This window comes from Psychromonas sp. MB-3u-54 (assembly GCF_002836415.1).
Classification (GTDB): domain Bacteria; phylum Pseudomonadota; class Gammaproteobacteria; order Enterobacterales; family Psychromonadaceae; genus Psychromonas.
In genome coordinates this window covers 18,119-30,945 of sequence record NZ_PJBP01000115.1, presented here as the reverse complement: position 1 = coordinate 30,945, position 12,827 = coordinate 18,119, and the positions used below count along the sequence as shown (strand labels likewise).

13 protein-coding genes are annotated in these 12,827 nt (G+C 41.0%); 8 read left to right on the top strand and 5 right to left on the bottom strand.

What is annotated here, in order from left to right:
- Positions 1-131: 131 nt before the first annotated feature.
- The gene (locus CXF72_RS06090; RefSeq protein WP_101037736.1) at positions 132-1,064 is read left to right on the top strand and encodes a DMT family transporter; all 933 of its coding nucleotides are present in this window, start codon (positions 132-134) and stop codon (positions 1,062-1,064) included.
- Positions 1,065-1,307: 243 nt separating this feature from the next.
- Entirely contained in the window at positions 1,308-2,483 is a 1,176-nt protein-coding gene (locus CXF72_RS06085; RefSeq protein WP_101037734.1) for an amino acid aminotransferase, read from the top strand.
- Between the two features lie 278 nt (positions 2,484-2,761).
- Here CXF72_RS06085 and ilvC read toward each other — a convergent pair whose 3' ends face one another.
- The gene (gene ilvC / locus CXF72_RS06080) at positions 2,762-4,243 is read right to left on the bottom strand and encodes a ketol-acid reductoisomerase (RefSeq protein ID WP_101037732.1); all 1,482 of its coding nucleotides are present in this window, start codon (positions 4,241-4,243) and stop codon (positions 2,762-2,764) included.
- Positions 4,244-4,507: 264 nt separating this feature from the next.
- Here ilvC and CXF72_RS06075 point away from each other — a divergent pair, with 264 nt between their 5' ends.
- From CXF72_RS06075 to CXF72_RS06050, 6 genes are all read left to right on the top strand, one after another.
- A complete protein-coding gene (locus CXF72_RS06075; protein WP_101037730.1) occupies positions 4,508-5,377 on the top strand; it encodes a sulfurtransferase in 870 nt (289 codons plus the stop codon).
- Between the two features lie 263 nt (positions 5,378-5,640).
- A complete protein-coding gene (gene ilvY / locus CXF72_RS06070) occupies positions 5,641-6,522 on the top strand; it encodes an HTH-type transcriptional activator IlvY (RefSeq protein ID WP_101037728.1) in 882 nt (293 codons plus the stop codon).
- Positions 6,523-6,594: 72 nt separating this feature from the next.
- Entirely contained in the window at positions 6,595-6,888 is a 294-nt protein-coding gene (locus tag CXF72_RS06065) for a YkgJ family cysteine cluster protein (protein ID WP_101037726.1), read from the top strand.
- Between the two features lie 141 nt (positions 6,889-7,029).
- Entirely contained in the window at positions 7,030-7,314 is a 285-nt protein-coding gene (locus CXF72_RS06060) for an HlyU family transcriptional regulator (protein WP_101037724.1), read from the top strand.
- 571 nt (positions 7,315-7,885) lie between these two features.
- Positions 7,886-8,179, top strand: a complete 294-nt coding sequence (gene ubiK / locus CXF72_RS06055) for a ubiquinone biosynthesis accessory factor UbiK (protein WP_011769263.1) — start codon at positions 7,886-7,888, stop codon at positions 8,177-8,179.
- Position 8,180: 1 nt separating this feature from the next.
- Entirely contained in the window at positions 8,181-8,552 is a 372-nt protein-coding gene (locus tag CXF72_RS06050) for a DUF2750 domain-containing protein (protein WP_101037722.1), read from the top strand.
- Positions 8,553-8,609: 57 nt separating this feature from the next.
- Here CXF72_RS06050 and speB read toward each other — a convergent pair whose 3' ends face one another.
- The 4 genes from speB to CXF72_RS06030 all read right to left on the bottom strand — a co-directional run bounded on the left by speB (position 8,610) and on the right by CXF72_RS06030 (position 12,809).
- On the bottom strand, positions 8,610-9,545 hold the full coding sequence (gene speB / locus CXF72_RS06045) for an agmatinase (protein WP_101037740.1): 936 nt from the start codon (positions 9,543-9,545) through the stop codon (positions 8,610-8,612).
- 18 nt (positions 9,546-9,563) lie between these two features.
- Positions 9,564-11,477: a biosynthetic arginine decarboxylase gene (gene speA / locus CXF72_RS06040; RefSeq protein ID WP_101037720.1), complete on the bottom strand. Its 1,914-nt coding sequence runs from the start codon at positions 11,475-11,477 to the stop codon at positions 9,564-9,566.
- Positions 11,478-11,735: 258 nt separating this feature from the next.
- Positions 11,736-12,101, bottom strand: a complete 366-nt coding sequence (rraB, locus tag CXF72_RS06035) for a ribonuclease E inhibitor RraB (RefSeq protein WP_101037718.1) — start codon at positions 12,099-12,101, stop codon at positions 11,736-11,738.
- 12 nt (positions 12,102-12,113) lie between these two features.
- Positions 12,114-12,809 carry a 1-acylglycerol-3-phosphate O-acyltransferase gene (locus tag CXF72_RS06030; RefSeq protein WP_232784898.1) on the bottom strand — a complete coding sequence of 232 codons (696 nt, stop codon included), beginning with the start codon at positions 12,807-12,809 and terminating at the stop codon, positions 12,114-12,116.
- Between the last annotated feature and the right edge of the window lie 18 nt (positions 12,810-12,827).

Genomic DNA, 12,827 nt, shown 5'->3' with positions numbered 1-12,827 from the left:
AGATTATTGAATATATTGGTGATATCCACCAATAAGCACCTGCTTTAATGAAAACTTGCCGAATAAATGCGCTGATATTGGTTAATAATATTAACACTAAATTCAACAATAATGATTAGGGTATATCCTAAATGAAAAACATCGCACAAACGCAATTAATGCACCCAGAAAGACGTTTTTTGTCTCCACTGGTGATGGGATATATGGCCATGACGGCGGTATTATTTATCTGGTCGGGATTTTCACTTACGGTTCGTGCGATAGGTGGATCGCCCCTTGCGACAGCTGATGTTGCCCTGATTCGGTTTATGGTACCAATGCTGTTGCTGCTGCCATTATTACCTTCGCGCATAGAAAAAATTAAGAAAATCAAATGCTTTCATTTATTGCTTATTCTGCTCGGTGGTTTGCCGTTTTTCTGGTTTGCCGCGGCAGGCGCTAAAATAGCCCCTACCGCCTATATGGGCGCTATTCTAGCAGGTACTCCTGCATTGTTTGTCGCTGTCTTATCTTGGATTTTTGATGGTCAGTTAATATCAAAAAAACGGGGCATCGGGCTGCTTGTTATTCTGATTGGCGTGCTGGTCATGGTTACCGGTCAATCCGGCACACTATCGGGAGAAATAGTGCAGGGCGTTTTATTTCTTTTCGGAGCAAGCCTACTGTGGGCAGGTTATACCATGGGGCTCAAGCACGTAGGGCTAGATTCAGTAAGCATCGCTATTATTCTGTCGTTCTGCTCTTTTATTATTATCATTGCCCTGATCGTTAGCGGGGCAGTAACGACTAACTTCGGCACTTTTTCTTTTCAACAGGCGCTGCCCTTTATTCTTATTCAGGGCATCGGAGTAGGCGTGATATCGACTATTGGATATTCCTATGCGGTCAACCAGCTTGGCTGTGCAAAATCTTCAACCATTGGCGCTTTGTCACCTGGATTAACGGCTTTATTAGCCGTTCCTGTTTTTAATGAGTTACTTTCAATGGCCACGCTGTTTGGAATTTGTCTTGCAACTGTTGGCGTTATTCTATCAAATCGTTCTTATACCAAATGCATCAAATAAGTGCTCAGTCTTGCTGGTTAAAATCAACCCTATCTGCGTTATAAGTTTTATTCAGAACGTCGTGTTCTTCACCACTTCGTGGTCAGCTAAAGCTGTTCAAAATCGTTCCATACGATTTTGTGAAAGGAGAATAACTACTTCCTGCAACTCATGCCTTGCTAGTGTTAATTTTTCCTACGCAATGCAAGATCATATTTTTAATACATTTGGTATTACAATATATTCTATAAGGAAAATGAAAGTATGCTTAAAAACTTGCCTCAACGAGAAGTGGATCCTCTATGGTGCCTGCTAGATAAATTTAATGCCGATCAGCGAAAAAATAAAATAGATTTGATTGTTGGAGTATATCGAAATGAATCAGGTAAGACGCCTGTTATGCAGGTAGTACAGGATGCGGAGCAACTTTTGGCCAATAAGGCAGAATCCAAATCCTATAAGCAACTATCTGGAAACACTAAATTTAATCGTCAAATTGCACAATTTTTGCTGGGTGATAATAACAAGCTCGATAGCCAGTGTACGATTCAGACAGTAGGTGGTTCAGGAGCGCTAAGAGTGCTGGCAGATTTTATATTCTGTTCCTCTCGTAATGCTATTATTTGGAATACCGATCCGGGTTATATTAATCATCGCCCAATTATGGAAGCGGCTGGATTAAAAATTAAATCATTTCGCTGGCAACAAAAACACGGGCAACTTAATATCGCGGCGTGTTTTGCTGATCTGGAAAAGGCTAAGAAAGGTGATATTATTCTTCTTCATGGGTGTTGTCATAACCCAACGGGGATTGACCCAACATTGGAGCAATGGCAAGCATTCGCTGATTATTGTCAATACAAAGGCCTTATCCCTTTTATCGATATGGCGTACCAAGGATTCGGTGAGAGCCCGGAAGAAGACGCGGCCGGACTCAGATTATTTATTAATCAGCTCGATTTGGTGCTAGTTGCAGCAAGTTGTTCAAAAAATATGGGCCTTTATTGTGAACGAACGGGGGCCGCGATGGTAATTACTACCAATACGCAACAGCTGCATAATATCCGCACAGTACTAGAACGTATTACTCGGGCCAGCTATTCGATGCCTCCTGAGCATGGGGCTGCAATTGCCTCTCTTCTATTTGATAATATAAAGCCCTGGTTTGATGAATTATCTGCGTGCCGGGATCGTATTGTTAATGTTCGTCAGGCATTGGGGAATATCTTTAAAGAACTTAATGCGCCGACTTCACTGCACATAATATCTCAGCAGAAAGGAATGTTCTCTCTGCTTCCATTAACAGCGGAGCAAATGATTATCTTACGCGAGGAGTTCGCTATCTACGGTACTTCAAATGGAAGAATTAACCTGGCAGGGTTGCAAAAATCCCAGGTAAGAACACTTGCAGAGGCATTAATTTCTGTTGTTAAATCATAATGTTTTATTTTGTAAGCGTGTACTAACTTAGCATGTTGTATTTAGCGGACCCTCATACTAAAAGTACTAACAAAATGATCAGTTTGGCTGGTGAATATCAACGCTAAGGATGTTCTGAATTTATCCTGTTCTTCACCACTTGGTGCTCAGTTAAAGCGGTTCAAAATCATTTAGAGCATAACGATCGAATGCAGCTCACTGATTGTTAGTGTTAATTTTCAGTTATAAAAAAGCCAGAATAAAATTCTGGCTTGGTCAATTCTAATTAAAAGGGCTAATTAAGAAGCTGTTATTATGGTTTTCATCTCTGTCATGTAACCGCGTAGTTTTTTACCAACGATTTCGACAGGGTGAGAACGAATAGCTTCATTAACTTCAATCAAGCGCGCATTATCAACCGCGTTATTTTTTACTGTTAAAGGTTTACCCAGCATTTCAGGGTCTAATGCTTTAACAAAATCAGCAAGTAGCGGCTTAGCGGCATGATCAAACAGGTAACAACCGTATTCTGCCGTATCTGAGATAACAACGTTCATTTCGTAGAGTTTTTTACGTGCAATAGTATTAGCGATCAGCGGTGTTTCATGCAGTGATTCATAATAAGCAGAATCTGCAATAATACCGGAAGCTGTCATTGCGTCAAACGCCAGTTCAACACCCGCTTTAATCATCGCAATAAGAAAAATACCATTATCGTAGAAGTCCTGTTCATCAATTTGCATGTCGCCTGCCGGTTGTTTTTCAAAACCAGTTTCGGCCGTTGCAGCGCGCCATTGTAAAAGATTTTTATCATCGTTGGCCCAATCTTCCATCATCGTGCGGGAGAATTCACCCTCAATAATATCATCCATGTGCTTGTTAAATAGCGGACGTAAAATTTCTTTCAGTTCCAAAGACATATCAAATGCTTTGATTTTTGCAGGATTTGATAAACGGTCCATCATGTTAGTGATGCCGCCGTATTTCATGCCTTCTGTTACTGTTTCCCAACCGTATTGAATCAGTTTTGATGCATATCCTGGTTCAATACCATCGGCAACCATTTTTTCATAACCAATAATGGCACCGGTTTGTAACATACCGCACAGGATAGTTTGCTCACCCATCAGGTCAGATTTAACTTCTGCTACAAATGATGACATAAGCACACCGGCGCGATCGCCACCCGTTGCACTTGCGTAGGCTTTAGCCCATGACAAACCCTGACCCTGCGGATCGTTTGCCGGGTGAACAGCGATCAGTGTTGGAACACCAAAACCACGTTTGTATTCTTCGCGTACTTCAGAACCAGGACACTTAGGCGCACACATGATAACGGTTAAATCTTCACGAACCTGCATACCTTCTTCAACGATATTAAAACCGTGAGAGTAAGCAAGTGTTGCGCCTTTTTTCATTAACGGCATAACCGCACCAACAACCGCTGTGTGCTGTTTGTCTGGTGTTAAGTTACATAAAAGATCGGCTTCAGGAATAAGCTCTTCGTATGTACCAACCGTAAAGCCGTTTTCAGTTGCATTTTTCCAAGATTGACGTTTTTCTGCAATAGCTTGTGCACGTAACGTGTAAGATACGTCAAGACCAGAATCACGCATGTTTAAACCTTGGTTTAAACCCTGTGCACCACAACCGATAATAACTACTTTTTTACCTTTTAAAGCTTCACAACCGTCAGTGAATTCACTGCGATCCATAAAACGGCATTGGCCTAGTTGATTTAGCTTTTCACGTAGAGAAAGGGTATTAAAATAGTTAGCCATTGAATGACACTCCAAAAATAGTTGATAGGGATTAAAGCAGATAAAAATCATTGCTTTTAATTTTCAATACCTACTATAGCCTATAACTTATATTGCACAAAATGATATATTTACAATACTGTGTTGCAGATAATGAAACATAGCATTAGAGTAACAAGAAGAGATTAATGTCAGCATTTTATGATAAATTAACTGCTTGTTAAAAAGCCGTTATTATTGTTCTCCTTTTGAACTGGCAGACACTCTTTCGCATAAGGAATTATTATGTCATCGTTAAAAATACCCGGCCCGTTAGTTTCGATAAATTGGTTAGAAAAGCACCTTAGTCATTCGGATCTGGTTATTCTGGACGGTAGCTGGCATATGCCCAGTGTTAAACGCGATGGTAAAGTAGAATGCCTTAAACAGCGTATACCCGGTGCGCTGTTTTTTGATTTTGACCGTGAAATTTGTCACCTCAATAGTTCCCTGCCGCATATGATGCCGAGTGAATCAGACTTTCAAGAATCTGTTCAAAACCTGGGTATCAATCAAAGCAGTGCCATTGTTATTTACGATACCGTGGGGATATTTTCCAGTCCTCGTGTCTGGTGGATGTTTAAAGCCATGGGATTTGAAAATGTCGCCGTATTAGATAGCGGTTTTCCTGGCTGGTTAGACAAGTCCTTACCCATCGAAAGTGGCAATATCCCTCAAGCTATTGTAAAAGGTGATTTTATCGCACACTATCAGGAGGCGTTGATCTGTACTGCACAGGATGTATTGCATGCATCGGGCAGTTCTCGGCAGAGTATTATTGATGCCCGTCCCTCGGCGCGCTTTTTGGGACAACAAGCTGACCCAAGAGCCGGTATACGGGTAGGGCATATGCCGAATGCACAAAACTTGCCCTCCAGCTGTGTCCTTGAAAATAGTAAGATGAAGGACGCTTATCAACTGGCGTTAATTTTTGAAGCTCTTTCAGGCAAAGATAAACGGGTTATTTTTAGTTGTGGTTCGGGGGTGACGGCTTGTATTTTAGCGCTGGCCGCAAGCCTTGCCGGTTATGACAATATTGGTGTTTATGATGGTTCATGGGCTGAATGGGGAAGCCGCGCCGATCTGCCTGTTATAGCAGAAGAAAACAGCCATTAAGCAGGTGAATATATATCAATTGGATAGTGAATTCAGATGTTCGACAAACTTATGCTTTATTACTTAAACTCGATTGCGCAGTTTTTTTGTTGCGGCTTTGGCATGAAACTTTATTTGCTTTAAATTCAAATGGTCACATAATTTTTGTTAAAAACAAAATAGCTTTTTATCCACGGTTTGAACTAATGAAGATATCTTATTGATATAAAAAGCCGGAAAGCTTCGTGCCATCTTTAAAATTAAAAACGACGGAATCGAGTTAAATGGATATTAAATCCTTACAGCTTTTTGTGCATTTGGCGGGCAGCCTGCATTTTTCTAAAACGGCCCAGGCGATGCACGTTAGCCCATCAACCCTGAGTCGTAATATCCAGCGAATTGAAGAAGAATTAAGTACGGCTCTGTTTGTTCGCGATAATCGCTCGGTTGTTTTAACCGAAGCAGGTCTGCTGTTTAAACATTATGCACTGCAGCAGATTGAACAGTGGCTGTTGCTAAAACGGGCTATCAATCAAAGTAAAAGTGAGTTGGAAGGGCAGATCAACCTGTATTGTTCAGTGACGGCGGTTTATAGCCATTTGCCGCCCATCTTAGAACGTTTTCGCCGCTTACACCCTAAGGTTGAAATTAAGCTCAGCACCGGGGACAGTGAACGGGCGATTGACCAGGTGCTTGGTGATCAGGTTGATTTTGCTATCACAGCTCACCCGGACAATTTATCGACACGCTTGCACTTTATAAAACTGGCTGAGATACCGCTCTCTATTATTGCGCCAACCACCCCCTGTGCGGTGACCCAGCAGGTTAATCAAGCGACCATTGAGTGGCAAAACATCACCTTTATTTTACCCGAACATGGCGCTATTCGTCGTCGTTTTGATAATTGGTATCGTCTGTTAAAGGTGGGTAAACCGCAAATTTATGCCTCGGTCGCCGGGCATGAGGCGTTGGTCAGTATGGTCGCATTGGGTTGTGGTGTGGGTATTGCGCCCGATGTGGTGGTTGAAAATAGTCCGGTACGGGATCGGGTGCAAAATCTATCTACCCCAGTACCGTTGCAGTCCTTTGATTTAGGAATTTGCTGTTATAAAACACGGGTAAACGAAGCCTTAATCAGTGCTTTCATCGGTTGCATAGAAGGATAAGCCGTATTTGAATGTCGAAATACAAGTTTGTTTAGGTTATTCTGTTGGTCATTAAAATAAGAGTATCTGTTTATGAGCAAGATCGAAGTAAAAAACATCGCACCCGTCGAAATAACTTGCTCTAATTGCGAGGCTTGCTGTTGCCGGCTTGAAGTGATTATCATGTCGGATACCGGTGTGCCGGATGGGTATATTGAGCGAGACGAGTGGGGCAGTGAAACGATGCGCCGTTCAGAAGACGGTTGGTGCGCCGCATTAGATCGTAATACCCTGATGTGCAGTATTTACGAGCAACGGCCGTGGGTTTGCCGGGCGTTTGAAATGGCATCCGATGAATGTATTACCGAACGTGAAGAGAATATGTAACACGCGTTTATTACTGATTTTTTAAAGGTGATTGCCAGCAGTCATTGCAACAGACATTGATCAGTGTATGCGGGAAAACTCTTGATATTATTAAAATAGTTCAGAATATTTAACAGTTCGAGACAAAAATGGGAGTGTAAAATGGGGTTTTTTAAACAGTTCGGGCAATTAATTAGCGGTAAACCCGCTCCTGCCGCGGTTTTTCCAAGTATTGAATACAAAGGTTTTACTATTACGCCGCAACCAATGAAAGATAACGGCCAATTTCGCGTTGCCGCTATGATAGAAAAAGGGGAAGGTGAAACACTTAAACAACATCATTTTATCCGCTCCGATAGTCAGGCAAGCAGTGAAAAAACCGCCGAATTAACCCTGTTAAAATGTAAAATGTTTATCGATCAGGTAGGCGAAGACATGTTTAAATAGCGCGGTAGGCGAAAAAATTAAGTCACAATACTTTTATTTGCGCGTATTGATGGCGAATAAAAAAGGTATAAGCAATATTTTCACTAAAAGTGCTTATACCTTAATATCCCCGTTTTATAACTGGAATAAGTTGTTATAACGGAATATTACCGTTTTACTGATGCCGTTTTATAACTGGAATAAGTTGTTATAACGGAATATTACCGTTTTACGGATGCCGTTTTATAACGGGAATAAGTCTTTATAACGGATCATTGCCCGTATCTCCTGAGCGCTTTTCACAATTATTCTCATCATAGAGAATATCTGCCAGGGAAACCGGAAATATTGTACCTTCCTCTTTTTCAGCAAAGCTCAACAGACCCTAATGTATTACTCTATCCCGTTAACCTGCCTTGATAAGGTTAAAGCCCTGTGGCTTAAAGCGGTTGGCTATGCTGTCATTGGATCGTCATCATCATAACCCATAACAATAGGGTTGTTCCAAAAACGATCTCTCAAGGCTTCATAAATTTACATAGAAATTAACAAAATGCAGGTTTACAATGGGGGTTAAATTTAAGGAGAAACCATGTTTAACCCTCAAAAATTAGAACAAATAGCCAAACAGATAAGTGATGCTCTTCCTCCCGGTGTTAAAAGTTTTGGTGACGAAGCTGATCGTAAAATCAAGCAGATATTACAAGCACAATTGGGCAAACTAGATATGGTTAGCCGTGAAGAGTTTGATGTGCAAACCCATGTTTTATTACGTACGCGTGAAAAACTGGCAGAGATGGAAGCTAAGTTTGCTGAGTTTGAAAAAAAACTTGACCAAGAGAAACTTGATCTAACCAAGACAACTCAAGAAAATATCGAGAAATAAGATGAAAGAACAATATTTAAAAAATGCAGAAAGGTTTGTGGAACAGGTAACAGCACAGCAACAGTTATTTGGTTTGTATGAAGAAACGCAGGGTTGGGCTAATTGTCATGCTCATGATAACAAAGATGCAACGGCTGTTTATCTTTTCTGGTCGAAGGCAGAATCGGCTGAAAAATTAAGAAATGAAGAATGGGCTGACTATCAGGTTCAGGCAATTTCGCTGTCGCTCTTTTTAGAGTCTTGGTTGGATGGTATGCAGAAGCAGCAGGTATTTGCAGGCCTTAACTGGGATGAAAATTTATATGGTTTGGAAATTGAAGCCATGGTATTAAAAAACTCTCTATTTGAGAAAACCCAAGAGTTAGAAGACTAGCGAAAATTCGCTTGCAGCAATTAAAATCCGATGATGATAATCATCGGATTTTATTTTTTAATATGGCAAGATCTGTTTATTTTGTATTGTCCATAAATGCAGCAACTCGACCGCTATTGTTGCGGCCGCTAATGCGGTGATTTCGCTATTATCATAGGCGGGGGCAACTTCTACTACATCCATCCCTACAATATTGATATCCGTTAATCTGCGTAATATTTTTAATATTTTATCTGTGCTTAATCCTCCGCATACGGGCGTGCCTGTACCGGGAGCAAAGGCCGGATCTAAACAATCAATATCAAAAGTAAGATACACCGGCATAGTCTGAACTTTCTCTTTAATAAAAGAGGCTATCTGCTCAACCGGCATATCATTAGCCCGGGGTGCATCAAGCACATTAAAACCGTGACCCGTTTCATTATAAGCCGTGCGAATGCCTATTTGTACCGACTTTTCCGGATCAATCAAACCTTCATTAGGTGCATGATAAAACATAGTGCCATGGTCATAGACACTGCCGTTATGGTAGGTGTCCGTATGCGCATCAAAATGTATCAGAGCCATTTTCCCAAATTTTTGATGGTGAGCACGCAGTAGGGGTAAGGTGACAAAGTGATCTCCCCCGAGTGCTAAAATGCTTTTCCCGGAGGCGAGTAATTGTGTTGCTGCGTCTGCCACTTTTTGGGTAAATTCCTTGGCATCCCCGGTGCTGTACACTAAATCTCCGGCATCAATAATCTGAGTTTTTTGTAGAAGATTAAATTTCCAGGGGAAGCGTTTACCCTCCCATGCCAGATTGATTGATGCCTGACGGATTGCAGTTGGCCCGATACGTGCACCGGAGCGTCCTGTGGTGGCTAAATCAAAAGGTAAACCTAAGACTGCAATATCTGCATCCGCGGAGACGGGATCGATAGGCATAGGCAGACGTAAAAAAGTCATCGTATTTGAGTAAAGGGAATTATCGATCTGGTTAAAAAAAGGATTCATTATCATCGTTTCTCCACCCTAAAAATCTTCTAAATAGGTATAACCCTGTAAACCGGTGATGAATTCGTTAATGATACTTTCGCGCTCTTCAACGGGTAATTTTCTATTCACCAGTTCTGCATAGGTTTGTTTGAACTCCTCGGCATTTAAATGCACGTAACGAAGCATATCTTCAACGCTATCACCTTCATTTATTTCACTTATTTCAGCTTCGCCGGCATCGTTTACCGTTACCACCGCACTGTGTGTATCGCCAAATAAATTATGCATATCACCCAGGATTTCCTGATAAGCCCCGACCAGGAAAAAGCCCATCAAATAGGGTTTGTCTGCCTGCCAGGGAGGTACTAACAAGGTGCTTTCAATGCCTTGGCCATCTACATAATTCTCAATGGCACCATCGGAATCACAGGTGATATCGAGTAAAATGGCACGTTTTTTTTGTGCGGATTGTAAGTTGTTTAAGGGTAATATAGGAAAAACCTGATCGATCCCCCAACTGTCCGGCAGTGATTGGAATAATGAAAAATTAACGAAAAATTTATCCGCCAATTTTTCGCTTAAATCATCAATAATGGGACGATGGAAACGATTTTTATTATCCATTAACTGGTTAAGCTCATAACAAACCCGTAAATTGACCTGCTCAGCCCATGCGCGTTGTGACAAATTAATTAACCCCGATCCAAATTGGCTATGTACTTCAGCAAGGTCATTTTGAGTGTCATGGTAAATTTCGATTAGCGCGCGATCGCCATCATGAGTCTGTAATTGTTGCCATGATTGCCACATGTTCTTCAGCAACAGCGAATCATTCTCTCTGGGTTTGGTCAGTTGCTCCGGTTGGTAAGATTCCGCGCCAATGACATTGGAAATTAATACCGCATGATGGGCTGTCAGCGAACGCCCTGATTCCGAAATAATCATCGGCACAGGCTGATCGTAGCTTTTACAAATATCGCCTATGGTATAAACGATATTGTTAGCATATTCAGCCAAGCTGTAATTCATTGAATTATTAGATTGACTGCGTGTACCATCGTAATCAACGGCTAATCCGCCACCGACATCCATACAGTTAATTTCAGCCCCTAAACGGCGCAATTCACAATAAAATCTTGCCGCTTCACTGACACCTAAACGCACATCGCGAATATTTGCAATTTGAGATCCTAAATGGAAATGCACCAGCTGTAAGGTATCAAGTTTGTCATTTTCTTTTAATACATCTAACACCTTTAAGACTTGTGATGCGGATAAACCGAATTTAGATTTTTCGCCGCCACTTGCCTGCCACTTACCTTTACCCTGTGATGCTAAGCGTACGCGGATACCTAAACGAGGTGCGACATTAAGATTTTTTGCTTCACTTAAAATTATTTCCAGTTCAGACATTTTTTCTAAAACAAGGTGTACTTTGTGACCCAGTTTTTCACCTATTAATGCTAAACGTACATATTCTTTGTCTTTATAACCGTTACAGACAATGACCGAGGAAGCTTTTTGTGCCAACGCGAGTACGGCTAATAATTCGGCTTTACTGCCGGCTTCAAGGCCCAGTTGTTTCCCTTCTTTACTGTACTGGCTGGCTAGAATTTCATTAACAACTTCACGTTGTTGATTTACTTTTATAGGGTAAACCAATAAATATTTTTGATCATATTGATATTGTTCAATGGCATCGTTAAATACTTCACACAGGCCATTGACTCTTTGATGAATAATTTGCGGAAAACGAATCAGAGCAGGAAGAGACAGTCCTTTTTCCTGTATTTTTTCTGCAATTTCACTGAGTACAATAGTCTGCTCGTGATGATCACTTTTAGGCGCGACATAAACATTGCCCTGCTCATTAATACCAAAGTAGCCTTGTCCCCAGTGACGCACGTTGTAGGAATCACGAAGATCATCAAGTGAAGTTGTTTTTTTCATTTAAGTTCCTCGATTAAAATGAAATCACCACAAGGGTGATTTTAACCTCTGAGAATAGATGCAGCATTGCAAAGTCAAACGAATAACATAATACTTTTTAATTAAATTATTATGTTGAAGGTGAGTATAGTCAAGGGGAGGAAAAGCAATAAATAATATAAATAGGAAGACTGATTTATGCTTGAATTAACTGACGACGCCTATTTATTTGAGCGGAGTCGTCAGTTGTTTGTCGTTGTTGCTCTTTCTGCTTAGTTGTTATTCTTCCGGATAGGTTCCCCAGCCGTCATAATCAATTGAGAATGACTGTGCGAGTATCACTAACTTCTCAACATCTTCCATAATCGCTTCTTCATCTAAATTCATTTCGACGGTGACATCAAAACTTAGAATGATTGAACCATCCTCTAATTCACATTCTTCAGGATCGGTGACTTCATAACCTTTTTTAAAGCAGGCAACAGCAGCTTTTTCGAGCACATCGAAATCGCTGCAGGAAAGATGATGCTCGATCATATAAACAGCGTCGGGGTTGCTGCCATCTTCTAAAATGGCTTCTACAATTTCTTCCGTTTCTTCGCGATATTCTGCCAGTAATTCTTCTAAACTTAATGCTTTTTCCATTATTAATTCCTCTTAATCGCGGCTGTCTGAGTTGGTATCAGGGCGGTTTACTTCTTTATTTAACTGGTGGTATTTTTCTAACATAATAGCGTGAGAGTCTTCCATTAAGCGCCGGATTTCACGTTTTTTATACTGGGTAATATCAATGGGCTCTAACATTTCAACAATCACTTCACCATTATTCCAACGGTTTAGATTGACCTGCTTATGAGTATTGGACGTCACCGTGGGTACAACATTGACGCCGGCTTGTAATGCCGTATGAAATGCGCCCATTTTAAAAGGTAATAAACCACGACCGCGACTGCGGGTACCTTCAGGGAATATCCATACTGCCAAGTTTTTAGCGCGCATCTGATCCACGACATCCTTAATAGTATTGCGTGATTTGTTTTTATTATCTCTGTTGATCAATATGTTACCTGTTAGCCAGTAGATAATGCCAAAAAAGGGTATCCATACTAAACTTTTTTTACCGATAGTGACTGAGCCTGGCTGAACGGCACCGGACACAGTCACCATATCATAGCTGTTCTGGTGATTTGCAAGGTAGACGACTGAGCCGTTATTTTTGGCACTTTCAGGAATACGTATGGTCACTTTTAACCCGAATAACCAGGACAGTTTGCTGAATAATATGGCAAAATGATAAGTGTTCTTGGGATTACGGGGGCTGAATAAGCAATAAAATAATGAATAAACGGTCATCAATATAACTATCACAAA

What these genes read in the sequence shown, in the direction of transcription:
- CXF72_RS06050 (WP_101037722.1), top strand. Translation starts at nt 8,181, where the DNA reads ATGAAAGAACAATATTTAAAAAATGCAGAAAGGTTTGTGGAACAGGTA.
- speA (WP_101037720.1), bottom strand. Translation starts at nt 11,477, where the DNA reads ATGAAAAAAACAACTTCACTTGATGATCTTCGTGATTCCTACAACGTG.
- ilvY (WP_101037728.1), top strand. Translation starts at nt 5,641, where the DNA reads ATGGATATTAAATCCTTACAGCTTTTTGTGCATTTGGCGGGCAGCCTG.
- CXF72_RS06060 (WP_101037724.1), top strand. Translation starts at nt 7,030, where the DNA reads ATGGGGTTTTTTAAACAGTTCGGGCAATTAATTAGCGGTAAACCCGCT.
- CXF72_RS06090 (WP_101037736.1), top strand. Translation starts at nt 132, where the DNA reads ATGAAAAACATCGCACAAACGCAATTAATGCACCCAGAAAGACGTTTT.
- speB (WP_101037740.1), bottom strand. Translation starts at nt 9,545, where the DNA reads ATGAATCCTTTTTTTAACCAGATCGATAATTCCCTTTACTCAAATACG.
- CXF72_RS06085 (WP_101037734.1), top strand. Translation starts at nt 1,308, where the DNA reads ATGCTTAAAAACTTGCCTCAACGAGAAGTGGATCCTCTATGGTGCCTG.
- CXF72_RS06075 (WP_101037730.1), top strand. Translation starts at nt 4,508, where the DNA reads ATGTCATCGTTAAAAATACCCGGCCCGTTAGTTTCGATAAATTGGTTA.
- CXF72_RS06030 (WP_232784898.1), bottom strand. Translation starts at nt 12,809, where the DNA reads ATGACCGTTTATTCATTATTTTATTGCTTATTCAGCCCCCGTAATCCC.
- CXF72_RS06065 (WP_101037726.1), top strand. Translation starts at nt 6,595, where the DNA reads ATGAGCAAGATCGAAGTAAAAAACATCGCACCCGTCGAAATAACTTGC.
- ilvC (WP_101037732.1), bottom strand. Translation starts at nt 4,243, where the DNA reads ATGGCTAACTATTTTAATACCCTTTCTCTACGTGAAAAGCTAAATCAA.
- rraB (WP_101037718.1), bottom strand. Translation starts at nt 12,101, where the DNA reads ATGGAAAAAGCATTAAGTTTAGAAGAATTACTGGCAGAATATCGCGAA.
- ubiK (WP_011769263.1), top strand. Translation starts at nt 7,886, where the DNA reads ATGTTTAACCCTCAAAAATTAGAACAAATAGCCAAACAGATAAGTGAT.